The sequence below is a fragment of the Achromobacter sp. 413638 genome, assembly GCF_043119405.1.
Classification (GTDB): Bacteria; Pseudomonadota; Gammaproteobacteria; order Burkholderiales; family Burkholderiaceae_B; genus Achromobacter.
The window spans coordinates 49,976-72,613 of the sequence record NZ_JBICCO010000015.1 but is presented as its reverse complement, the minus strand read 5'-3'; the positions used below and the strand labels follow the sequence as shown (position 1 = coordinate 72,613).

Sequence of the window (22,638 nt, the reverse complement as noted above, 5' to 3'; positions counted from 1 at the left end):
GAAGGCCGCCAATGCGTCTTCTGTGGCAGGTCATCGCCAATTTCGCGGCAACCTGCAGGTATGGTTACACATCTGTGACATTCGCGCCGCGCGGGCGCAAAATAATCTGGAGAAATCGGCGGAAATCGCCTAAAAAAACGTAAGCGTTACCACGCCGAATCGCCGGCCTGCGCAGTTCTGTGTCGGCGTTCATGTCCAGTGCGTCTCGGACCGCGCCCGGACAGCGCGGCCCAGAATCCGGGACGCTTCAGGAGCGCAGACATGACGCTGAATCAACAGGCAGCCTCCGGTCAGGTTGCGGATGACGTTGAAATTGCGGCCATGGTCGCCGGCAAGGACGGGCTCAGGGTATTGTTGCAGCCTCAGGTGGACCTGCTTACTGGCCGCATCGTATCGGCCGAGGCCCTGGCGCGTTGGCAGCACCCCCGCCTGGGCACGGTCATGCCCGCTGATTTCATTCCCTCGATCAACCGGCAGGGACTGGACAGGAAACTGTTCGAGCGCGTCAGCGTGCGCGTGATCGAGATGCTGCAGACCATGCGGCGCGCGGGCGTGGCCGTTCCCATTGCGATCAACGCGCCGGCCAGCACGCTGTCCGACGCCGGGGCGGTCGAAGCGCTGCTGCTGCGCATCCGCGCCGCCGAGCTGCCCGCCTCGCTGTTGCGGGTGGAGCTGACCGAGGATCAGCCCATCCGCGAGCTGGACGTGTTGCGGGCTTCGTTGCTGAAACTGGAAGAAGCCGGCTGCGAGGTCAGCCTGGATGATTTCGGCACCGGCCATGCCTCGCTCAAGCTGCTGTCGGCCATTCCGCTGTCCGAAGTGAAGATAGACCAGTACTTCGTCACCCGCATGCGGCGCAGCGCCGTGGCGTTCGAAGTGTTGCGCACGGCGGCCGAGCTGGCCACGCGGATGGGCTGGCGCGTCGTGGCCGAAGGCGTGGAGAACGTCGAGGATATCCCCGCGCTGCGCGCGGCGGGCTGCCGCTACGGGCAGGGCTACGCGCTGGGCCGGCCCATGTTGCTGGACGAGCTGATGATCCGGCTGCGCACGCAGTACGACGGAGGCGAACCGCTGGCCGCGTCGGCCGCCTATGCCTCGTCGTGGATCCAGGCCTATGGTGGCGGGGCGGCGAAGTCCGAGGCGGACCGCGTGCAGGCGAGCCAGCCTGTCGCCACACAATAGCGGGCGCCGTCCTGCGCTCCCGGTCAGGAGCGGAACGGCTTCGGCGTCAAACCGTCCGCGCCGCCCAGAACGCCGTGCGCACCGCCGGCGCGCTCGCGATCCGCGCGGCGACACGGTCCAGGTCTTCCTCGTCGACCGCGGCTTCGCTCAGGGCGGCCTCGATCTCGACCTCGTTCTCGCCAAACTGGTCGATCTTCAGTTCCGACAGCGGCAGCTGCTCGGCCTCCAGCACGTCTTCCAGGACGGTCATGGCTGCCTGGCGCTCGTCCACGTGCGCGATCACGTGGATGACGGTGGTGACTTCAGTGGTCTGCGCGTCGACCGGCTGGCGGTTGATATGGCTGACCAGGGGCCGCAGCAAGGTGTTCGCGGCCAGCACGAAGGCCGTGGCGGCCACCGCTTCGAGCAGCAGCGACGCGCCCGCGCAGGCGCCGATGGCGGCCGAGCCCCACAGCGTGGCTGCAGTGTTCAGCCCGCGGATGCTGCCGCCTTCGCGCATGATGGCGCCCGCGCCCAGGAAGCCCACGCCCGACACCACGTAGGAAATCACGCGCGCGCCGCCGTCGGCGCCGCCGACGCGAAAGGCCATGTCGACGAAGATGGCCGCGCCCACCGCCACCAGCGCGTTGGTGCGCAGGCCCGCGGTACGCTGGCGGAACTGGCGCTCGAAGCCGACGATGGAGCCCAGCACGAAGGCGCTGAGCAGGCTGACCAGCGTATTGGCCAGCGTCAGCAATTGGATGTTCTCGAAGTTTTTCATCTTGTTCTCTTGCAGCGTATTGTGAACAGGGCGCGACCCGCCCCTTGCGATGGCCGCGCCCAGACTTGCCGAGCCCTTCAGACGGGCTGCCAGCTCGATACCAGGGCCAGTACCAGCGCCACCAGCCAGATCAGCGCCAGGGCCAGCACCCGGGCGAGCAGCAGGTACTTGTACGGGTCTTTCATGACAGTCTCCTTTCCGTGTCCGCGATTCAGAAAACTACGGAATGGCGTTGCTCAGGCGGGCAGTACCGCGATGGCGGCGCCGGCGTCGTTTTCCCAATGCACGCGGCGCACGTCCGGGCTCTGGCCCAGCCGCAGCGCGACGGCGTTGAGCACGCCACGCAACTGCGGCGGGCAGAGCAGGGTGACGGTGGTGCTGGCGAGCTGATCCGATTCTTCGCGCGAGATGCGCACGTTCAGCACGCGCAGGTCCAGCGCCTGCAGCTCGTAGTACAGCTGCTTGCGCAGCGCGTTCAGCGTGGCGCTGACGCTGACGATGGTGAAGCGATAGGTGGGCGCTGCCGGGCGCACGGCGGCGGGAGCCGCGTCGGCGCGGACGGGGAGCGTGAAAAAGGGCTTGAAGCGCATGGTCGTCTCCTTGCGAGGGGAGGACGATGAGGAAGGTCCACATGCGCGCGCCAATCCGCCAGCGTGGCAAGGCGCATGGCGCCCGGCCGTGAAAAGGCTGGCGGATAGGGGGGAGGCGGTAAGGCCGGGTCCTGGCTGGACGCAGGACCCGTCAGAAGATTCTGCGGATCGGTTGCGTCAAGCGGCGCGAGCAGTCGTGCTATGACTACATCCGTCGTTGTCCACAGTGATCTCAATGGGGTTTGAAGAGCGCCCAGTATAGCCAGGGCCTAGGGTAAACACCAAGACATTATTCATGCCGCCTGCAAAATCATGCCGCACGTCAATCGCGGCGAATGACGGTTCTTGGATTTCAGGTAGTATTCAGTTTCCAGTAAGAATGAGAGCCCGGCGTGACGGGCGGACGCGAGGCCTTTGCAGGACGCCGCGCCGCCTTTTTCGCCAAGCATGAACGACGACCCTCCTCCTAGCAGGGCGCCTCGCTGTCCGGGGCGCCCGAGACCTTCCTCCGACACGGCCCGGCCGGCGCGCCTCGCGCGTCCTGTCAGAACGGCCACGCAGCAGCCTTCCTTCCTCGTCCATCCGGTCCGGGCCGGGCCCCGCGCCCGTCTTGTGCGCGCCCCCGCGTCCGCGCTACGGTTTTCGCCATGCCTTTTCCGGGCCCCTCGCGCCCGCCTGAACCCTATCTGGACCACTGATGATCTTTGACTGGATGTCCGACCCGACCGCCTGGCTTGGCCTGGCGACGCTGGTCATTCTTGAAATCGTGCTGGGCATCGACAACCTGGTGTTCATCGCCATCCTGGCCGACAAGCTGCCGCCGCATCAGCGCAACCGCGCGCGCATGATCGGCCTGACGCTGGCCATGGTCATGCGCCTGGGCCTGCTCGCCAGCATCGCCTGGGTGGTGACGCTGACCCAGCCTCTGTTCACCGTGCTGGGCGCCGAGATCTCAGGTCGCGACCTGATCCTGATACTGGGCGGCCTGTTCCTGCTGTTCAAGGGCACCATGGAACTGCACGAGCGCGTGGAAGGCGGCGCCGGCCACGACGCCGGGCAGAAGACGCAGCATGCCGTGTTCTGGCAGGTGATCCTGCAGATCGTGGTGCTGGACGCCGTATTCTCGCTGGACTCGGTGATCACGGCCGTGGGCATGGTGCAGGACTTGAGCATCATGATGATCGCCGTGGTCGTCGCCATGGCGGTGATGATGCTGGCCAGCCGCCCGCTGATGGGTTTCGTGGCGCGCCATCCCACCGTGGTGATCCTGTGCCTGGGCCTGCTGCTGATGATCGGCTTCAGCCTCGTGGCCGAAGGCCTGGGCTTCCATGTGCCCAAGGGCTATCTGTATGCCGCCATCGGCTTCTCGATCCTGATCGAGCTGTTCAACCAGTTGGCGCGCCGCAATCGCGCCCGAGGGGCGCATGCGCTGAGCCGTCGCCAGCGCACCGCGCAGGCGGTGCTGCGCCTGCTGCGCGCGGGCCGCGCCGGCCAGCCGACGCAGCAGGCCGACGAAGTGGCCGCGCTGGTCGATGGCGCCGGCGACGAGCCGGCCTTCGCGCCCGAGGAAAGCTCGATGATCGAACGCGTGCTGGCGGCCGGCGCGCGCGACGTGCGCTCGATCATGGTGCCGCGTGGCCGCATGGTGTGGCTGGATGTGGCCGACTCGCCGCAGACGGTGGTGCGCAAGTTCGCGTCGGGCCATTCGCGCCTGCCGCTTTGCGCTGGCGACGCGGCCAACGTGCTGGGCGTGCTGCACTTCAAGGACGTGCTGCCGCTGTTGTCCAATCCCGGCCCCATCGATCTGGTGGAACTGGCGCGCGAGCCGCTGTACGTACTGGAGACCACGCCGGTGCTGAAGGTGCTGGACGAGCTGCGCGCCTCGCGCGACCACATGCTGATCGTGGTGGACGAGCATGGCGACTGCGAAGGGCTGGTCACGCCGATGGATGTGTTGACGGCGGTGGGCGGCGAATTGCCCGAGCACCGCGAAGACCCGCGCGAGGCGGTGCCGCTGTCCGACGGCTCCTGGCTGCTCGAGGGCGGCCTGGCGGCCGACGAGGCGGCCCGGCTGCTGGATATGGATGCAGCCTTGGAGAATGCGCCGGACGCAACGCTGGCGGGTTGCCTGCTGCGCGTCGTCGGCCGCATCCCGGACGCCGGTGAAACGATCGCATGGGGCGGATGGACCTTCGAGGTGACGCGCCGCGACGGGCTGCGCATCGATCAGTTGCTGGCGCGCCGCGACACCCCGCAGTAAGGCGTCTTCAGGCAGGCCAGCGCAGCACGAAGCGGGCGCCGCCCAGGGGACTGTCCCGCACCTCGATGGTGCCGCCGTGATTGGCGGCCACCCGTTGCACGATGGCCAGCCCCAGGCCGGCGCCGCCGGTGCCTCGGTCGCGGCTTTCGTCCAGGCGGATGAACGGTTCGAACACCCGCTCGCGGTCGGCTTGCGGGATGCCGCCGCCGTCGTCGTCGACGGTCAGCTCGAATTCCTCGGCGGCGTTGCGCGTCAGCCCGATTTCCACCCGGGAGTTGGCGTAGCGCACGGCGTTCTGCACCAGGTTCAGCAACGCGCGGCTCATGTAGCGCGGGTGCAGCCGTACATGCGCCGGACAGCCGGGCCGCATGGCGCACTGCACGGAGCGGGCCCTGGCCTGATGGGCGACCTGGGCCAGGGCTTCGCCCATCCAGTCGGCGGTGTCCACGGTTTCCAGCTTCACGGTGTCTTCAGCGGGACGCTCCAGCCGGGCGTAAACCAGCAGTTCGGCCACCATCGCCTCCAGTTCGGCGATATCCGCGCGCATGTCGTGCAGGACGGCGCTGCGCTTGGGATCGATGCCGCCCTCGCTCAGCATGTCGACCTCGAACGAGAGCCGCGCCAGCGGCGTGCGCAGCTCGTGCGAGACGGCGTTGGTCAGGCTGCGCTGGTTGTCGACCAGCGCGGCGATGCGCTCGGCCATATGGTTGAAGCTCTCGCCGATGTGGCGGATGCCGGAGATGCGCGACAGGCGCACCCGGACATCCAGGTCGCCTTGCGCCATGCGCAGTGTGGCGTTGCGCACCACGTCCAGGTCGCGATGAATGGGCATGGCCCAGAACAGCAGCAGCACGCCGGCCAGGATCAGCACCAGCACGGTCCAGGCCGTCCAGGTCACCATCTTCTCGAGCGAGCGCTGTGAGGGCAAGGTCACTTCCAGCCACTGCGCCGGCTCGCCGGGCATGCGCGAAAGAAAGGTGTTGTAGTCGTCCCGCATGACGATGCCGTACTTGTCCACCATGTCCCGCTCGGCGCGGGTCAGGGCGGCCTGCGCCGGCGTCTTGATCTGCAGGCCCAGGCCATAGTGGGGCTTGATGTGGTCGCGCAGGTAGGCCTCGCGTTCGGCCGGCGGTTGCGGATCCAGTTCGGTGCGCAGGGCGTGCATCTGGCCGCGCAGCGTCTCGTAGACGAGATCGGCGGTGATCGGTTCCAGCAGGTAGCTGAAGCTGCGGCTGACGAACTGCGTCGCCAGGATATAGCCGATGGTCGCGACGATGAGGATGCGCAGCGCCAGCTTGAGCATGGATGCCCTGGCGGCCGCCTGCCTCGGGGCTTGGGCGGTGGTCTGTCGGGCGAGCCGGGATGCGCCGTGGGTGCTCATGATGCTGTTGTCTTGTGCCGGGGCGGGCATGGCGGACATGCCGCCACGGGCCAACGGGCGATCCTAGCCGCCGGCTTGATCACAGATCTGCGGTTTTTGTTCGTAATTTGTGAAGATTCATGCACCTGGACTAGGGCGGGATGGCGGAACTCTCGATTGAATCGGAGCCTCGCCCCGGGCTATAAGCTAAATACCGGGGCGGACAGCTGTGGTTCCGCCCGGTCAGATGAAACACACCCACCATGCCGCAACCGCCGTCGCACGACGAACACGTCGCCAGCCAGTCCGCCGTCCATGAACAGACGGCGGTGGGGCGAGGTTCCTGTATCGAGGTATTCCTGGTGTTCCTGCGGCTGGGCCTGACTTCCTTCGGCGGCCCGGTGGCGCATCTGGGCTACTTCCGCACCGAATTCGTCGACCGCCGCCGCTGGCTGGACGACTACACCTATTCGGATCTGGTCGCGCTGTGCCAGTTCCTGCCGGGACCGGCCAGCAGCCAGGTGGGCATGGCGATAGGCCTGAAGCGCGCGGGCTGGACGGGCATGCTGGCCGCCTGGCTGGCGTTCACGCTGCCCTCGGCCATGGCGCTGATGCTGTTCGCCCTGGGGCTGGCGCATTTCGGCTGGTTGTCGGGTTCCGCCGCGATCCATGGCCTGAAGGTGGCGGCGGTGGCGGTCATCGCGCAAGCGGTGTGGGGCATGGGCCGCACGCTCTGTCCGGACCGGATCCGGGCCGGCATGGCCTGCGTGGCTGCGCTGATCACCCTGGCCTTGCCCTCGGCGCCGGGGCAGCTGGCCGCCATCGCCCTGGGCGCGGTGGTGGGCGCGGCCGTGCTGCAACTGCCGCCTCGCCCCTTGCTCGGACAGCCGTCGCAAAGCGTGCGGCGCGGCGCGGGATGGGTGCTGCTGGGACTGTTCGCGGCCCTGTTGATCGGCTTGCCGGTCCTGGCCGAGTACGCCGCCACGCCCCTGGCCGCGCAACTCGCAGGCTTCTACCGGGCCGGCGCGCTGGTTTTCGGTGGCGGGCATGTGGTGTTGCCCATGCTGGAATCCACGGCGGTGGCCGGCGGCATGGTGTCGCAACCGGATTTCCTGGCGGGCTATGGCGCGGCGCAGGCCATGCCGGGGCCCTTGTTCTCCTTTGCCGCGTTTTTGGGCGTGGCTGCGCAACACCCCGCCGGCGGCTGGATGGGCTGGATCAGCGGTTTCAGCATGCTGGCGATGATCTTCCTGCCGGGCGCCTTGCTGCTGGCCGGCGCGATGCCGTTCTGGGACGGACTGCGCCGGCGGCCGGGCGTGCGCAACATGCTGGCCGGCGTGAACGCCGCCGTGGTCGGCGTGCTGCTGTCGGCCCTGTACGACCCGGTATGGACGTCCGCCATCCGTGGACCGGCGGACTTCGGGCTGGCCCTGTTGCTGTTCGGCCTGCTGGTGTATGCGCGCTGGTCGCCGGTATGGGTGGTGATGACGGCGGCGGCGGGCGGCTGGGCGCTGGGCTGGCTGGCCTGATCCGCCCGGGGCCGTTCAGGCCAGGCCGCGCCAGCGCGGCGCGCGCTTTTGCAGGAAGGCGTCGATGCCTTCGGCGGCGTCCTCTTCCATCATGTTGCGGGCCATGACGTCGCCAGCGTAGTCGTAGGCGTCGGCCAGCGCCATCTGCCGCTGCTTGTAGAACATGCGCTTGCCATGGCGGATGGCGGCCGGACTCTTGGACAGGATCTCGGCGGCGAGTTCAGCCACGCGCGCATCCAGTTGGTCTGCGGGCACCGCGTCGTTGACCAGTCCCCAGTCAGCGGCCGTGGCCGCGTCGATGAATCGTCCGGTGACCAGCATGTCGAAGGCGCGCTTGGCCGATACGTTGCGGCTGAGGGCCACCGCCGGCGTGGCGCAGAACAGACCGACGTTGATGCCCGACACGGCGAAACGGGCGTCATCGGCGCAGATCGCCAGGTCGCAGCTGGCCACCAGCTGGCAGCCGGCGGCGGTGGCGATGCCGCGCACCTTGGCGATGACCGGCACGGGCAGGGCTTGCAGGCCCTGCATCACCGCGCCGCACTTGCGGAACAACTCACGGTAGTAGTCCAGTGACGGCTGGCTCCGCATTTCACGCAGGTCATGCCCGGCGCTGAAGGCGCGGCCGCTGGCTTCCAGCACCACGCAGCGCAGGCTCGCGTCGCCGGCCAGCGCATCGATCTGCGCCTGCAACGCGGCCAGCAGCGCTTCGGACAGCGCGTTGAACTGTCCCGGCCGGTTCAGGCGCAGCGTGACGAGGCCCTGGCTGTCGGTGCGCAGCAGCAACGGTTCGAGGGCCGGGCTGGCGGAAGATTGCGTGCTCATGTCATCTCCTGTCGTTGTGGCCTCAGGATACCAGCGCGGCAGTCTCAGCCGTGGCGGGACACGGACCGCGCGATCCAGCCGGAAGCGCAGAGCAGCGGTCCGGCCAGCAGCGCGCCGATCAGCGCCATGGCCAGCTGCGGGCTCATGCCCTGGCCCAGCAGCAGCGTCGCGATCAGGGCGGAGCCGCTCATCTGGAACTGGCCGAACACCGCGGCGGCGGTGCCCGCGCGGTCGGGATAGGGTTCCAGCGCCAGGCTCAGGGCGGAGCCCAGCGCCAGCGAGAACCCGACCGTCAGCACCGCCACCGGCAACATGAAGGCCCAGGCGGACAAAGGCAGCCAAAGCCAGGCCGCCAGATGCATGGCCGCCGCCAGCAGCAGTGCAATCAGGCCGGCGCGCAGCATGACCATACGGCCAAAGCGCGCGATGAATCGGGGTGCGAGGAAGAATGCGACGATGTTGAGCACGGCATTGCCGCCGAACCAGGCGCCGAAACCCAGCTCGGAATAGCCCAGGCGCTGGACCAGCACCACGGGCGCGGCCGACACGAAGACCAGGATCATCGCCATGCCGGCCATGCCGAACACGGCGAAATACACGAAGCGGCCGCTCGTCGCGATGGGCAGGTACTGGCGCCAGCCCGCCACGCGGGCGGCGGGTCCGGCGGCTGGCGGCCGGGTCTCGCCGAAGCGCCGCGCCAGCAGCAGCGCGAGCGTCAGCGCGAACAGCACCATGAAAACGAAGGTGCTGCGCCAGCCGGCCAGCACCGCCAGCGCGCCGCCCAGCATGGGCGCCAGCGCCGGGACCGAACACAGCGCGCCGTTCAGGTAGCTGTAGATGCGCGCGCCTTCGGCCGGGGCGTAGCGATCGCGCACGGCGGCGAAAGCCACCAGCGAAGCGGCGCAGGCGCCGATGCCCTGGATCACGCGCGCGGCATAGAACCACTCCACCGTGCCCGCGCAGGCGCCCAGCGCCGAGCCGGCGACGTAGGCCGCGACCCCGGCCAGCGCCACCGGCCGGCGACCGTGGCGGTCGGCCAGCGGTCCGATCAGCAATTGGCTCAGGCCGACCGCGAAGATGAACAGCGTGACGCTGGTCTGCATGGCGGCCATCGTGACGCCGAAATCCTGCGCCATGCCGGGCAGGGAAGGCAGGTAGATGTCGATGCCCATCGGCGTGAGCGTGACCAGGGCCATCAGCAGGCCGATCAGCCAAGCCTGGCCGCGGGTAGTGGATACAGGGGTCATTGCAGGGTCCAGGCCGCAAAGGGGCCAGGGAAAAACCCTCGATTATCCCTCAAGCCCGGATCGGGCGCTGGCGACATGCCGGGCGGGTTGCGATGCCATCGCCGGCCAGGCGCTCAAGTTAGAATCGCCGGCATGAGCGACACCACCGGCCCCCGCATCGTCATCGTCTATTGCACCCAGTGCCAATGGCTGCTGCGCGCCGCCTGGATGGCGCAGGAATTGCTGTCCACGTTTTCCACCGACCTGGGCGAGGTCGCGCTGCAGCCGGGCACCGGCGGCGTGTTCCAGGTCAGCTGCAATGGCGAACTGGTGTGGGACCGCAAGCGCGACGGCGGCTTTCCGGACGCCAAGACGCTCAAGCAGCGCGTGCGCGACCTGATCGATCCCTCGCGTCCGCTGGGCCATGTGGACGGTCATCGCAAGGACCCGGCCGAAGGCTGACGGACGCGTCAGCGCCGGTACGCCTGCGGCCGGAACCGCAGGGCCATCGCGAACAGGATCGCGCAGATCGCCATCATCACTCCCCATGCCGGCCGCAGGTCCGACACATGCTGCCGGATCAGCCCGGCCGCGTACGGAAACGTCGCCGCGATCAGATACCCCACGCCCTGCACGAAGGCCGCCAGCCGGCCGGCCTGCGCGGGCGTGGCCGCGTGGTCCATGGTCACGATCAGCGACAACGGAAAGAGGGCGCCGATGCCCAGGCCCGCCAGCACGGAGGCCGGCCAGGCAAAGGCCAGCGGCGCGATGGCCAGGCCCGCCAGGCCGACCAGCAGCGAACCGATCGCCAGATACAGCGCCGGGCGGCGGTCGGGCAGGCGGCCGATCAGCGCGGACACCAGCAGGCCGGCCGCGATTTCCGCGACCGTGACGGCGCCCAGCAGGCTGCCGGCCGCGACCGGCGTCCAGCCCAGCGCGGTGTAGTAGGGCGGCAGCCAGGCCAGCACCAGCGTGTAGGCGCCCGTGCCCAGGCCGAAGAAAATGGCCAGCAGCCAGGCGCGGCGCCCGTGCGCGCCGTCGGCGCCTGCGGCATGCGCGACGGCCTCGGCGCGGCCGGCGGCGCGCGCCCAGCAGGCCAGCGCGACCAGGGCGGGCACGGCCCAGGCCGCCAGCGACAGGGACAGCGACTGTTGGCGCGCCATCAGCGGCGTGGCGACGCTGGCGATGGCCGCGCCGCCCATGATGGCGGTCGAATAGAGCCCCATCACGCCGCTGCTGGCAGCCGCGAGGCGTGCCTTGATGTAGCCCGGCAGCAGGGCCTGCGCGATGGCGATGCCCAGGCCGGCCGCGACGCCGGTGGCCAACAGCGCGCCGGTATGATCCGCCGCCAGCCGGGCGCCGGCGGCGATGGCGATCACGGCCAGCCCCAGCAGCACGCCCAGGCGCTCGCCCAGCAGGCGGCGCAGCGGGGCCGCGCTCAGCGCGCCTATGCCCATGACGAAGACGGGCAGGGCGGTCATCAGGCCCGCCGCGCCGTCGGACATGCCGGTCGCCGCCTGCAAGGCATCCAGCAGGGGCGGCACCGAGGCCAGCACGGGGCGCAGATTCAGGCCCACCAGGATGATGGCGGCCACCTGCCACCGTTGCGCTACGGAAAGATTCACTGCTGCTCCCTGTGATCGGCCCACGTTTGAACGGCCGCGTTGCTAAAATATCTCGACGTCAAGATATTTGGAATTTATCTTGACGTCAAGATAATTGGAGATGCCGTCATGGTTATGGATAGGGCGGGCCGCGCGGTGGCCCAATGGAATCGCGAGCTGCCGGGCCTGGACGTGTCCAGCATGCTGGTGCTGGGCCGCCTCGCCGAATGCGCGCTGGTCATCACTCGCGACCGGATCAACCCCTTGTTCGCGGAATTCGGCCTGCAACCGGGTGAATTCGATGTGCTGGCCACGCTCAGGCGCAGCGGCGCGGCGCAGGGCCTGACCCCGACCGCGCTGTACGAGGACATGATGATCTCGTCGGGCAGCATGACCAACCGCATCGACCGCCTGGAAAGCGCGGGCCTGGTGGAGCGCGTGCCCAATCCCGGCGATGGTCGCGCGACGCTGGTGCGGTTGACCCGCGCCGGCTTGAAACTGATCGATCGGGCGGTGGTCGCGCACGTGCGCAACCAGGCCGAGGTCCTGTCGCCGCTGGACGCGACCGAGCAGCGCCAGCTCGCGGACCTGCTGGGCAAGCTGCTGGGCGCCTACGCCGGCTAGTGACGGATCGCGCGCGGGCGTATGCGCGGGACAGCACGCCAGGATCCACCTCGCTGGCGCTTGCGGCGTTCCGGCGGTAGCTTTCAATCCTCCGCACAATGCGTCAAATGCGTGAAATCCGGGCTTGCCAATATCTCCGGACCTGAACGGCGCCCGACTGACCCGGACGCGCGCCGGTTCTCGGGCCCAACGGCAGCCTCGGAGTCCCCGCGCGATGAAAGCAAGCCGGCACCAGACGGATACGCATTGCCCGCCCGGCCATCGGCAGCGTGGTTTCACGTTGATCGAGATCATGGTGGTGATCGTGATCATGGGCATCCTGGCGGCGCTGGTGGTGCCGCGTCTGCTGGACCGCCCTGATCAGGCGCGCGCGGTCGCCGCGCGCCAGGACATCAGCGCGCTGATGCAGGCGCTCAAGCTTTATCGGCTGGACACCGGCAGCTATCCCAGCACCGAGCAAGGACTGCGCGCGCTGGTGGAGCGGCCCGCTACGGGGCCGGGCGCCAACAGCGCCTGGCGCGCCTATCTGGACCGCCTGCCCAACGATCCCTGGGGCCATCCCTATCAGTACCTGAATCCCGGCGCGCACGGCGAAATCGATGTGTTTTCCTACGGCGCCGACGGCAAGCCGGACGGGGAAGCAGGCAATGCCGACATCGGTTCCTGGCAGCTCTGAGCGCCGCGTCCGGCAGCAAGGCATGGCCGTCATCAGCGCCTTGCTGGTGGTGGCGGCGGTGACCATGATCACCGCCTCGCTGCTGCAACGCCAGGACGCCTTCCTGCGCGGGGTGCAGGCCGCGCAGAACCGCGCCCAGGCCCAGGCGCTGCTGCGCGGCGGCCTGAACCTGGCCCTGCGTCTGATCAAGGAGGATGGCGAGCGCAACGCCACCACGCGCGGCGACGCGCCCTGGGCCGCGCCCATCACCGATGCGCGGCTCGCGGCCACGGCCGGCGGCCAGCCGGTGTTCCTGGGCCGCCTGGAAGACGAGCAGGGCAAGCTCAACCTGCGCAATCTGGTCTTCGAGGGCAAGCTGTATCAGGACGGCGTCGAGGAGCTGGCCCGCCTGTGCCAATCGCTGGGGCTGCGGCCGGAGGTCGCGGACGCCCTGGCGCAGCGCATGCTGGCGTCATTGCCGCCGCCGCATAAAGCTGGCGACGGCGCGGCTTCGGCCCGGCCGGGTGAAGCCGGGCGGCCCAACCTGGCGCCATTTCCGCGCAGCCTGGATGAGCTTGCCGGCGCGCCGGGCGTGGACGCCGGTGTCGTCGCGCGCCTGCGGCCCTATGTCACGGTATTGCCGCGTGTCACCCTGGTCAACGTGAACACCGCCCGGGCCGAAGTGATCGCCGCCCGCGTGCCCGACCTGTCGCTGGAGCAGGCGAAGGCGCTGGTCGCCCAGCGCGATGCCGGCATGTGGTTCGCCACGGAGGGCGATTTCGCCAACAGGTTGAACCTGCCCGGGCAACAGGGCAATCCGGCGCGCGTGGCCGTGCAGAGCAACTGGTTCCGGCTCGCTGGCGCCGCGCGGCTGGGGTCGGCGCTGGTGCCGTTCCAGGCGCTGCTGGCGCGCGGCGCGAAGCCGTGGCCCGAGGTGCTCTGGTCGAGAGAAGGCGCCTGATGCCGGAGATCCGCGTCCTGTTGCCGGCCTTGCGCCTGCTCTCTGCCGACACGCCGCTGCCCTATGCGCTGCGCGAGGGCAAGATCTGGCTGCGATCGGCCACGCCGCGCAGCCTTGCCGAGCTGGCGGGCTTGCACCGGGGCGCGCGCGTGACCGCCTTCGTGCAGCCCGGGGACATGGCGCTGGCCGCCGCGCTCTTGCCGCCGCTGACGCCCGCGCGCTTGAAAGTGGCGGCGGCGGGCGCGGTGGAACTGCTGGCCCTGGGCGACGCCGACGCGCTGCTGGTGGCCCATGGCGCGCGCGCCGCGGACGGGAATGTCTGCCTGGCCTGGATCGCCCGCGAACAGGCGGAACGGGCGCAGGCGCTGATGGAAGGTTGCGGCCTGACGGCAGCGGCTCTTGCGCCGCTGCCGCTATGGCTGCCGCGCACACCCGACGGCTGGACCTTGATGCAGGGAGACGATTGGGTAGCGCTGCGCGCCGGCTCCGATCACGTGGAGATCCATGCCATCGCGCGCGCGGACGTGCCTTCCGGGGATGTTTCCCGCGCGGATACAGGCGCCATGGACTCCGTGGGCGGGCATGCCGCCGGCGCTGACAAACCGGGCGTGGGCGCGTCGGGAGCCTACATCCCCGGTGTGCAGGCCCTTTTGCGCGCGCTGGAGACCGCCAGACCGGCGCGGATCGTCTGGATCGGCGGGATTCCGCCCTGGTGGCCCCATGACATGCCCGCTGAACAGGGCCGCGAGATCGAGGCTGGCGCCGATGTCGCACCAGGCTGGAATGTAGCGCTGGCCCGCCGCGCGAGCGCCGTGGCCGGATCGTGGCGCGGCGCCATCAAATGGGCCGCCATCGCCGCCACGGTGTGGATCGGCGGCCTGCAGTTGCAGGCCTGGCGCCTTGAACACGGCGTCGCCGAACTGCGCGCGCACGTGCATGACCGTGTGCAACAGGCGTTCCCCGCCCTGGCCCGCGTGACCGATCCCTTGCGCCAGGTCCGCCAGCAGTTGCAAGGCGGTCCCGGGCAATCGGAGTTCGCGTTCCTGTTGGGCGCGGCCACCCAGCATCTGGCCTTCGCCGCCGGCGAAGTGGCCGGCTTGCGCTATGCGGACGGCGCGCTGGATGTGGAGATGGCGCCCGGCGCGCGCCGTGACCCGGCGCCGGAAGGGGGCACGCCGGACTGGATCAAGGCGGCGGCCAAGGACGGCGTATCCGTCGAGCCGCAAGCCGGCGGCTGGCGCCTGCGCCGCGCGCCGCCGCAGGGCGCGGCACCCGCGAGCCGCTCATGAGCTTCGCGTTCCGGCCCCTGGCGGCGGCGCCGTTCGCGGCAGGGCGCAAGCGCATCGCGGACTGGCGTGCGCGCGCCGGGAATTATTGGCTCGGACTGGCGCCGCGCGAGCGCCGCATGCTGGCCGGCTGCGCCTTGCTGGCGCTGGCCGCGCTGTGCTGGCTGGCGCTGATCGAGCCTGCGCTGGCCAGGGCCGAGCGCGCGCGCGCCGAACTGACGCGCCTGCGCGGTTTGAGCATCGAGCTGGAAACATTGCTGGCCAGCGCGCCTCGCGAGCAAGCCGTGCGCGGCCCGGCGACGGAAGCGTCGCTGCGCCTTGGCCTGGAGCAGACCGGTTTGCAGGCCGACGTGACGGCGCCCGGCCCGGATGGCCGCTGGCGCCTGAGCCTGGAGGACGCGCGGGCCGAACCCTTGCTGCGCTGGCTGCTGACGCAGCCTGGGCGTCTGTCGCTGCGGCCGGACCGGATCGACTTGCGCCGCATCGATGCGCCCGCCGCCGCCGGGTCCAGGCCGGCCGTCACGGTGCTGGAAGTACCGGGCAAGGGCGCCGTGTCGCCAACCGGGATGTCGCTTCTGGATCAGTACCGCGCATCGATCGAGTTGTCCCCCGCCACCCGGAACGAGAGGTAACACAGTGACGCAGTATCGCTTGCCGCAAGCCGCCCGCACGACGGCCCGGCGCAAGGTCGTGAGCATGGCCGTACTGGCCGCGCTTGCCGGTTGCTCGACGCCGGACGGCGGCCGACGCGCCGACGCGCCGCAGACGGGGCTGGATGGCTTGCCGCCGCTGGCCATGACGCTGGCGCCCACGGCGCAGGCCAGGGCGACGCCGGCGCCCGAGGCCGCGCGGGCGCAGCCCTTGCGCACCGCGCAGGCATCGCGCGCCGTGGGCGGCGACAAGCGCGCCGCGCCGCTGTCGGCGCAGGCCGACGCCGGGCAGAAGACCAGCGATACCCCGGCGGCCAACGTCCCGCCGGGCAAACCCGCAGCCGCCGCGCAGGACGGTGTGCTGCTGAACTTCGTCGACGCCGACATTCCCGCCGTGCTGCGCGTGCTGGCCAAGTTCACCGGCAAGCAGTTCCTGGTCGACCCGCGCGTCAAGGGCACGCTGACGCTGGTGTCGCAGGGGCCGGTCGCGCCCGACGCCGCCTACGGCATGCTGCTGGGCGCGCTGCGCATGCAGGGCTACGCGGCGGTCGACGTGGCCGGCGGCACCCGGGTGATGCCGGAAGCCGACGCCAAGCTGCAGGGCGGGCCGGTGCAAAGCGCCGACGCGCCGGCGGGCGGCGGCGTGGTCACGCGGACCTTCCGCCTGAGCTATGAGAACGCGACCGCGCTGGTGCCGGTGCTGCGCCCCATGATCGCGCCCAGCAACAGCATCACGGCCTATCCGGCCAACAACACGCTGGTCATCACCGACTACGCCGACAACCTGGACCGCATCGGCCGCATCATCGCCAGCATCGACAATCCCTCGTCGCTGGTCACCGAAGTCGTCAAGGTGCGGCAGGGCATCGCCGTGGACATCGCAGGCATGGCCTCGGAATTGCTGGACGCCCAGCGCAACGAGGATCCGAGCCAGCGCGTCGTCGTGGTGGCCGACCCGCGCGCCAACAGCGTCATCGTGCGCTCTGGCAGCCCCGGCCGCGCCAAGCTGGCGCGCAACCTGATCCGCCAGCTGGACAGCTCGCAGACGGACCCGGACAACCTGCACGTGGTCTACCTGCGCAACGCCCAGGCCACGCATCTGGCCCGCGTGCTGCGCGGCGTCCTGACCGGAGAGAGCGACGGCGGCGGCGCTGGCGGCGATGCCGCCGCGCGCGCCGCGCTGGGGCCGGGCGGGGCCTTCGGCGGCGGCCTGGGCAACAGCTCGGGCAATGCCAACGGCCAGCAGGCGAATACGTCTGGCGCCAGCGCTTCCGGCGCCGGGCAGAACAATGGCACGGGTGCCGGCGCCCGTAGCGGCTACAACGGCCGGGGCACGGACGCGCTCGGACCCGGCACCACCGGCCGCAAGGGGCAGGACGGCTCCGCATTCTCGGCCAATGGCGTCACGGTGAACGCCGACGCCACCACCAACACGCTGATCATCTCGGCGCCCGAGCCCATGTACCGCAGCCTGCGCAAGGTGATCGACCTGCTGGATCAGCGCCGCGCCCAGGTGCTGGTGGAAAGCCTGATCGTGGAGATCACGGAAAACGACGGCGCGGAGCTGGGCATTCAGTGGCTGGCCGGCGGCGGCCGCGTGTTCGGCGGCGCGAACTTCGGCAAGGACACCTTCACGCCTGGCGGGAAGAATTCCATCCAGGCCTTGCCCAAGGGCGGCCTGAGCATCGGCGTGATCTCGGGCACCATCAACATTCCCGGCGTTGGCGAGGTCGCCAACCTGGGCGTGCTGGCGCGCGCGATGCAGACCAAGGGAGGCAGCAACGTGCTGTCCACGCCGAACCTGCTGACCCTGGACAACGAGCCGGCCTCCATCATGGTGGGCAAGACCGTGCCCTTCGTCAGCGGCCAGTACATCACGCCCGGCAGCACCAACAGCAATCCCTTCCAGACCATCCAGCGCGAGGACATCGGCCTGAAGCTCAACATCCGGCCGCAGATATCCGAGGGCGGCACGGTCAAGCTGGACATCTACCAGGAAGTCAGCAGCATCGACAGGACGGCCGATGTCGCGGCCGGGCTGGTCACCAACAAGCGCGCCATGGACACCAGCGTGCTGTTGGACGACGGCCAGATCATGGTGCTGGGCGGCCTGCTGGAAGACAGCGTCACGAACAGCCGGGACCAGGTGCCGGTGCTGGGCTCCATCCCGGTACTGGGCAGTCTGTTCCGCTATGACACGCGCGGGCGCAGCAAGACCAACCTGATGGTGTTCCTGCGCCCCTACGTGGTGCGCGATTCGGCTGGCGGCATGGGGCTGACCCAGAGCCGCTACAACTACATGCGGCGCGTGCAGAGCCAGGTGCAGCCGGCGGACCATCCGCTGCTGCCCGACATGCGGGCGCCGGTGCTGCCGCCGGCCGGCGTGCCGGTGGCGGGGCAGCCCTATGACTTCCGCGCCGGTTCGCTGGAGCAGACCCTGCGCCGGGAGCCACCCGCCACGCAGGGCACGACCGAGCCGAGGCAGCTGGCCGCCGTCAAGAGCCCGGCCGATGAGCGCACCGAGGTGCGCACGCGCCTGCCGGCCGGCCTGACCGTCGCCAGCGATCCCGCCGCGCTTTACGGTCAGCCGGATGCCAGGAACACCGTGCTGCAGTTCGCCGACGTGGCCACGGAAGCCGAGGCGACGGCGGTCTCCCGGCGCGTGCAGGTCAGCGGCCTGAAGGCCTACACCCTGTCCGGACCGGGCGGGCAGAGTTACGTGGTGCGCGCCAGCGTGCCGCGCGACCAGCGCTCGGTGGACGCCGCGTTGCAGCTGCTGCGCGAGCTGGGCTACCAGCCCGAGATGGTGCTGGGCCTATGAGCGCGCCCGCCGGCGAAGCCGCGCCAGGCGCCGGGACGCGCCTGCCCTATGCCTGGGCGCGCGCGCAGCGGGCCTTGCTGCGCCGCGCGGGTGATGGCGACGAACTGGTCGTCAGCCCGCTGACGCCTTCCTGGGCCATCACCGAAGTGCGCCGCCGCCATGGCCCGGTGCCGCTGCGCCAGGCCGCCGACGCCGAACTGGAGTCCCTGCTGACGGCGGCCTACGCCGACGCCGGCGATGCCGCCGCCGTGGTCGGCGCGGCCGAGAACGAGGTCGACCTGGACCGGCTGATGCACGAGATGCCGGAAGTCACGGACCTGCTCGACGCCCAGGACGACGCGCCCGTCATCCGCATGATCAACGCCTTGTTCACCCAGGCCGCGCGCGACGGCGCCAGCGACATCCACATCGAGCCGTTCGAGACGCATTCGGTGGTGCGCTACCGCGTCGACGGCGGCCTGCGCGACGTGGTCAGCCCGCGCAAGGCGCTGCACTCGGCGCTGATCTCGCGCATCAAGATCATGGCCCACCTGGACATCGCCGAGAAACGCCTGCCGCAGGACGGCCGCATCGCGTTGCGCGTGGGCGGCCGGCCCATCGACATCCGCGTGTCCACCGTGCCGACCGGGCATGGCGAGCGCGCCGTGCTGCGACTGCTGGACAAGGAAGCCGGGCGCCTCAAGCTTGAACGCCTGGGCATGGCGCCCGGCGTGCTGGCGGAACTGGACCGCCTGGTGCACCAGCCGCACGGCATCGTGCTCGTGACCGGCCCGACCGGCAGCGGCAAGACAACCACGCTGTACGCCGCGCTGGGCCAGATCGACGCCGCCACCAGCAACGTGCTGACCGTGGAAGACCCGGTGGAATACGACCTGCCAGGCATCAGCCAGATCCAGGTCAACGCCAAGATCGACATGAGCTTCGCCGTGGCGCTGCGCGCCATCCTGCGGCAAGACCCCGACGTCATCATGATCGGCGAGATCCGCGATTTGGAGACCGCCCAGATCGCGGTGCAGGCTTCGCTCACCGGCCACCTGGTGCTGGCCACGCTGCATACCAACGACTCGGTCTCGGCGCTGACCCGCCTGACCGACATGGGCGTCGAGCCCTTCCTGCTGGCCTCGTCGCTGCTGGGCGTGCTGGCCCAGCGCCTGGTGCGCCGACTGTGCCCGGAGTGCAAGCGGCCCGCGCCCGAGGGTGGCCATTTCCTGCCGGTGGGCTGTCCGGCCTGCAACCACACCGGCTATCGCGGCCGCACCGGCATCCACGAGCTGTACGTCATCGACGACGAGCAGCGCCGCCTGATCCACGAAGGCGCGGGCGAACAGCAGCTGCGCCTGGCCGCGCAACGCACCGGCATGAAGCTGATGCGCGAGGATGGCGAGCGCTGGGTCCGCGACGGCCAGACCGCGCCGGAAGAAATCATCCGCGTGACGCGGGACGGGTAGGGGAGAGACCATGGCGAATTTCCGTTTCGAGGCCGCCGACGCACAGGGCGCCATCCAGCGCGGCACGCTGGTGGCCGACTCGGCGCGCTCGGCGCGCGCCCAGCTGCGCGCGCAGGGCCTGACCGCGCTGGAACTGCGCGAGGCCGCCGCCAGGCGCGGCCAGATCGAGCTGTTCGGCCCCAGGCTGTCCGACAGCGACCTGGCCTGGGCCACCCGCCAGCTCGCCAGCCTGCTGGCCGCTGGCCTGCCGCTGGAAGCCGCGCTGACCGCCACCGTCGAACAGGCCGAGAAAAAACACATCACCGATACCTTCACCGCCGTGCGCGCCGATGTACGCGGCGGCCAGCGCTTTTCCGATACGCTGTCCGCGCGCCCGCGCGACTTTCCGCCCATCTATCGCGCGCTGATCAAGGCCGGCGAGGACTCCGGCGACCTGGCGCGCATCATGGAACGGCTGGCCGACTATATCGAGGAACGCAACGCGCTGCGCTCCAAGGTGCTGACCGCTTTCATCTATCCGGCCATCGTCGGCTGCGTCTCGATCTGCATCGTCATCTTCCTGCTGGCCTACGTGGTGCCGCAGGTGGTCAGCGCCTTCTCGCAGGCGCGGCAGGAGCTGCCCTTCATCACCCAGGCGATGCTGGCCGCCAGCGAATACGTGCGCCAATGGGGCGCGCTGAACGCGCTGGTCCTGGTCCTGCTGTTCGGCCTGTGGCGCTGGACCCAGCGCGCCGAGGCCGCCCGGCTGGCCTGGCACGCGCGCGTGCTGCGACTGCCGATGATCGGGCGCTTCGCGCTGGGCGTGAACACCGCGCGCTTCGCGTCCACGCTGGCCATCCTCTCAGACGCCGGCGTGCCGCTGCTGCGCGGCCTGGAAGCGGCGCGCCAGACGCTGGGCAACGAATGCCTGCGCCGCGCCGTGCTCGACGCCACTGCGCGCATCGAAGGCGGTTCGGGCCTGGGCGCGGCGCTGCGGCAGCAGAAAGTGTTCCCGCCGCTGTTGTGCCATCTGGTGTCCAGCGGCGAGAAGACCGGCACGCTGTCGCGCATGCTGGACCGGGCGGCGCAGACGCTGTCGTCGGATATCGAGCGGCGGGCGATGGCGATGACGGCCTTGCTGGAGCCGATCATGATCCTGACCATGGGCGCGGTGGTGCTGGTGATCGTGCTGGCGGTGATGCTGCCGATCATGGAGATCAATCAGATGGTGGGGTGAGGGCGGGCTTATCCCCACATTCTTACCCGACTCCACACCTTTTTTCCCGGCCCTGTCACCTCCCTTGCGCATCATGACTTCAACGCGTCAGGCAGGCTTTTCTCTCCGTAGCCGCAGGGTGCGTTCTTGGGTCCATCCGTTCTTTTCTCCACTGGCAGTTCTCTCCGAAACGAGTGCAAGGAGCAAGACATGTTCAACCGCAATTCCCTGGTCGCCGTTCTGTCGGCGGCCGGCCTGATGGCCCTGTCGGGCGCCGCGCTGGCGCAGCAGGTCGTGGTTTCCGGCGGCGCCACGCTGCCCGAGAAGCTGTACAACGACGAAATCACCAACTTCCCCGAAGCGAGCTTCAAGCCTTACAAGGGCGTGGGCAGCGGCGCGGGCAAGACCGCTTTCCTGACGAACAACGCCACCGGCTTCGGCAGCTCGGGTGTGGTGCACTGGATCGGCAGCGATTCCATCCTGACGCAAACGCAGATCAACGACTACCTGACGACCGGCCTGGGCAAGATCGGCAACCCGGTGGGCCACGGTCCGCTGATCCAGATTCCCTCGGTCGCCACCCCGGTGACGGTTTCCTACAAGGGTCCGACGGGCGTCATCACGCTGAACAAGGCCCAGGTCTGCGGCATCTTCTCGGGCAAGTTCACCAAGTGGAGCCAGGTCGGCGTGACCGTCCCCGCCAATCTGAACGACTTCAAGGTCGTGTACCGCAGCGACAGCAGCGGCACCACCGAACTGCTGACCCGCCATCTGCAAGCCGTGTGCGGCGCCGATTCGAACGTGGCCTTCTCGGGCAAGAGCACCTTCGCCCAGGAATTCCCGTCGAACACCCCGCCCGCCACCTTCCTGCCGGCCAACGGCAGCGGCGGCGTGGCGACCGTGATCGGCGGCCAGACTTCCGCCATCACCTACCTCAGCCCCGATCCGGCCTACACCGGCACGCTGAAGCAGGCCAATCTGCGCAACTCGAATGACAATGTCGTCTACAGCCCGACCGCCGACGACGTCAACCTGGCGCTGCAGAACTCGGGTTCCGGCGGCCTGCCGGGCTCGGCTCCCACCGTCACGAATCCGGCCGCGACTGGCTGGAACGACGTGAACAACGCCGGCAACCCGTTCAACTGGATCCGTGCGTCGGTCAACCCGACCAAGGGTTATCCGATCGCCGGCCCCACCAACCTGGTGCTGAGCCAGTGCTACACCAGCGCTGCTGTCGCCAACGACGTCAAGGACTTCCTGACGAAGCACTACGACGCCGGCAACCTGCTGCCGGGCGACCACCTGCTGGTCGCGCTGAGCCAGGATACGCGCGACGCGATCCTCAACACCTTCGTGACGGGCGATGCCAAGAACCTGAACATCGGCAACACGACGGTTTGCGGCAGCTACGCTGGCCGCGGCTAATGGGGCGAGGGCTCCAGCAGCTGTAGGCAGGTCGAGATAGCAGCAGTGTGGACGGCGCATTCCGCGAGTATCGCGGGGTGCGCCGTCTTTTTTCATGGACCTTGCAGGGGCGTTCCGCGCGAACGCGGCTCCGCAACTTGTTACGGCACTCCACACCTTTTTTCCCGGCGCTGTCATCTGAATTACACATCATGCGAGTAGCTGTAGCGGTCAGCGCGGCGTCAGCATGCGCGCGGC

General features: G+C 69.5%; 20 protein-coding genes. 13 read left to right on the top strand and 7 right to left on the bottom strand.

The window, feature by feature from the left end:
• Nucleotides 1–261 precede the first annotated feature (261 nt).
• The gene (locus tag ACEU5R_RS08875; RefSeq protein WP_103274475.1) at nucleotides 262–1,182 is read left to right on the top strand and encodes an EAL domain-containing protein; all 921 of its coding nucleotides are present in this window, start codon (nucleotides 262–264) and stop codon (nucleotides 1,180–1,182) included.
• A gap of 46 nt (nucleotides 1,183–1,228) precedes the next feature.
• On the opposite strand, the gene ACEU5R_RS08870 is transcribed toward ACEU5R_RS08875, so the two are convergent.
• The 3 genes from ACEU5R_RS08870 to ACEU5R_RS08860 all read right to left on the bottom strand — a co-directional run bounded on the left by ACEU5R_RS08870 (nucleotide 1,229) and on the right by ACEU5R_RS08860 (nucleotide 2,981).
• Complete coding sequence (locus ACEU5R_RS08870) at nucleotides 1,229–1,942, bottom strand: MgtC/SapB family protein (RefSeq protein ID WP_103274474.1); 714 nt, start codon at nucleotides 1,940–1,942, stop codon at nucleotides 1,229–1,231.
• A gap of 236 nt (nucleotides 1,943–2,178) precedes the next feature.
• Nucleotides 2,179–2,532 (bottom strand): hypothetical protein, encoded by a 354-nt coding sequence (locus ACEU5R_RS08865; protein ID WP_233772439.1) that lies wholly within the window; start codon nucleotides 2,530–2,532, stop codon nucleotides 2,179–2,181.
• Nucleotides 2,533–2,825: 293 nt separating this feature from the next.
• Nucleotides 2,826–2,981 carry a hypothetical protein gene (locus ACEU5R_RS08860; protein ID WP_158658431.1) on the bottom strand — a complete coding sequence of 52 codons (156 nt, stop codon included), beginning with the start codon at nucleotides 2,979–2,981 and terminating at the stop codon, nucleotides 2,826–2,828.
• Between the two features lie 248 nt (nucleotides 2,982–3,229).
• Here ACEU5R_RS08860 and ACEU5R_RS08855 point away from each other — a divergent pair, with 248 nt between their 5' ends.
• Complete coding sequence (locus tag ACEU5R_RS08855; RefSeq protein ID WP_392409879.1) at nucleotides 3,230–4,792, top strand: TerC family protein; 1,563 nt, start codon at nucleotides 3,230–3,232, stop codon at nucleotides 4,790–4,792.
• Nucleotides 4,793–4,799: 7 nt separating this feature from the next.
• Here the strand turns inward: ACEU5R_RS08855 and ACEU5R_RS08850 are convergent, their stop codons facing one another.
• Nucleotides 4,800–6,095: an ATP-binding protein gene (locus tag ACEU5R_RS08850; protein WP_103274472.1), complete on the bottom strand. Its 1,296-nt coding sequence runs from the start codon at nucleotides 6,093–6,095 to the stop codon at nucleotides 4,800–4,802.
• 320 nt (nucleotides 6,096–6,415) lie between these two features.
• Here ACEU5R_RS08850 and chrA point away from each other — a divergent pair, with 320 nt between their 5' ends.
• Nucleotides 6,416–7,681, top strand: a complete 1,266-nt coding sequence (gene chrA, locus ACEU5R_RS08845) for a chromate efflux transporter (protein ID WP_392409878.1) — start codon at nucleotides 6,416–6,418, stop codon at nucleotides 7,679–7,681.
• A gap of 15 nt (nucleotides 7,682–7,696) precedes the next feature.
• On the opposite strand, the gene ACEU5R_RS08840 is transcribed toward chrA, so the two are convergent.
• Both ACEU5R_RS08840 and ACEU5R_RS08835 read right to left on the bottom strand, forming a co-directional pair.
• On the bottom strand, nucleotides 7,697–8,506 hold the full coding sequence (locus tag ACEU5R_RS08840; RefSeq protein ID WP_392409877.1) for an enoyl-CoA hydratase: 810 nt from the start codon (nucleotides 8,504–8,506) through the stop codon (nucleotides 7,697–7,699).
• 44 nt (nucleotides 8,507–8,550) lie between these two features.
• Complete coding sequence (locus ACEU5R_RS08835; protein WP_392409876.1) at nucleotides 8,551–9,753, bottom strand: multidrug effflux MFS transporter; 1,203 nt, start codon at nucleotides 9,751–9,753, stop codon at nucleotides 8,551–8,553.
• Nucleotides 9,754–9,885: 132 nt separating this feature from the next.
• Between ACEU5R_RS08835 and ACEU5R_RS08830 the strand changes: the two genes are divergently transcribed.
• Nucleotides 9,886–10,194, top strand: a complete 309-nt coding sequence (locus ACEU5R_RS08830) for a SelT/SelW/SelH family protein (protein ID WP_392409875.1) — start codon at nucleotides 9,886–9,888, stop codon at nucleotides 10,192–10,194.
• A gap of 8 nt (nucleotides 10,195–10,202) precedes the next feature.
• On the opposite strand, the gene ACEU5R_RS08825 is transcribed toward ACEU5R_RS08830, so the two are convergent.
• Entirely contained in the window at nucleotides 10,203–11,357 is a 1,155-nt protein-coding gene (locus tag ACEU5R_RS08825; RefSeq protein WP_392409874.1) for an MFS transporter, read from the bottom strand.
• Between the two features lie 114 nt (nucleotides 11,358–11,471).
• On the opposite strand from ACEU5R_RS08825, the gene ACEU5R_RS08820 reads away from it, so the two are divergent.
• The 9 genes from ACEU5R_RS08820 to ACEU5R_RS08780 all read left to right on the top strand — a co-directional run bounded on the left by ACEU5R_RS08820 (nucleotide 11,472) and on the right by ACEU5R_RS08780 (nucleotide 22,401).
• On the top strand, nucleotides 11,472–11,960 hold the full coding sequence (locus tag ACEU5R_RS08820) for a MarR family winged helix-turn-helix transcriptional regulator (protein WP_103274468.1): 489 nt from the start codon (nucleotides 11,472–11,474) through the stop codon (nucleotides 11,958–11,960).
• A 214-nt stretch (nucleotides 11,961–12,174) separates the two neighbouring features.
• Nucleotides 12,175–12,636 (top strand): type II secretion system major pseudopilin GspG, encoded by a 462-nt coding sequence (gspG, locus tag ACEU5R_RS08815; RefSeq protein WP_103274467.1) that lies wholly within the window; start codon nucleotides 12,175–12,177, stop codon nucleotides 12,634–12,636.
• A 22-nt stretch (nucleotides 12,637–12,658) separates the two neighbouring features.
• Nucleotides 12,659–13,576: a type II secretion system minor pseudopilin GspK gene (gene gspK / locus ACEU5R_RS08810; protein WP_103274466.1), complete on the top strand. Its 918-nt coding sequence runs from the start codon at nucleotides 12,659–12,661 to the stop codon at nucleotides 13,574–13,576.
• The gene (gspL, locus tag ACEU5R_RS08805) at nucleotides 13,576–14,865 is read left to right on the top strand and encodes a type II secretion system protein GspL (RefSeq protein WP_392409873.1); all 1,290 of its coding nucleotides are present in this window, start codon (nucleotides 13,576–13,578) and stop codon (nucleotides 14,863–14,865) included. Before gspK ends, gspL begins: the two co-directional genes overlap by 1 nt.
• Nucleotides 14,862–15,494, top strand: a complete 633-nt coding sequence (gene gspM, locus ACEU5R_RS08800) for a type II secretion system protein GspM (protein WP_392409871.1) — start codon at nucleotides 14,862–14,864, stop codon at nucleotides 15,492–15,494. The genes gspL and gspM overlap by 4 nt, the downstream gene beginning before the upstream one ends.
• Nucleotides 15,495–15,513: 19 nt before the next feature.
• Nucleotides 15,514–18,333, top strand: a complete 2,820-nt coding sequence (gene gspD, locus ACEU5R_RS08795) for a type II secretion system secretin GspD (RefSeq protein ID WP_392409870.1) — start codon at nucleotides 15,514–15,516, stop codon at nucleotides 18,331–18,333.
• Complete coding sequence (gene gspE, locus ACEU5R_RS08790; RefSeq protein WP_392409869.1) at nucleotides 18,330–19,781, top strand: type II secretion system ATPase GspE; 1,452 nt, start codon at nucleotides 18,330–18,332, stop codon at nucleotides 19,779–19,781. The genes gspD and gspE overlap by 4 nt, the downstream gene beginning before the upstream one ends.
• A 10-nt stretch (nucleotides 19,782–19,791) precedes the next feature.
• Complete coding sequence (gene gspF / locus ACEU5R_RS08785; RefSeq protein WP_103274462.1) at nucleotides 19,792–20,997, top strand: type II secretion system inner membrane protein GspF; 1,206 nt, start codon at nucleotides 19,792–19,794, stop codon at nucleotides 20,995–20,997.
• A gap of 189 nt (nucleotides 20,998–21,186) precedes the next feature.
• On the top strand, nucleotides 21,187–22,401 hold the full coding sequence (locus tag ACEU5R_RS08780; RefSeq protein WP_392409868.1) for a substrate-binding domain-containing protein: 1,215 nt from the start codon (nucleotides 21,187–21,189) through the stop codon (nucleotides 22,399–22,401).
• Nucleotides 22,402–22,638 lie beyond the last annotated feature (237 nt).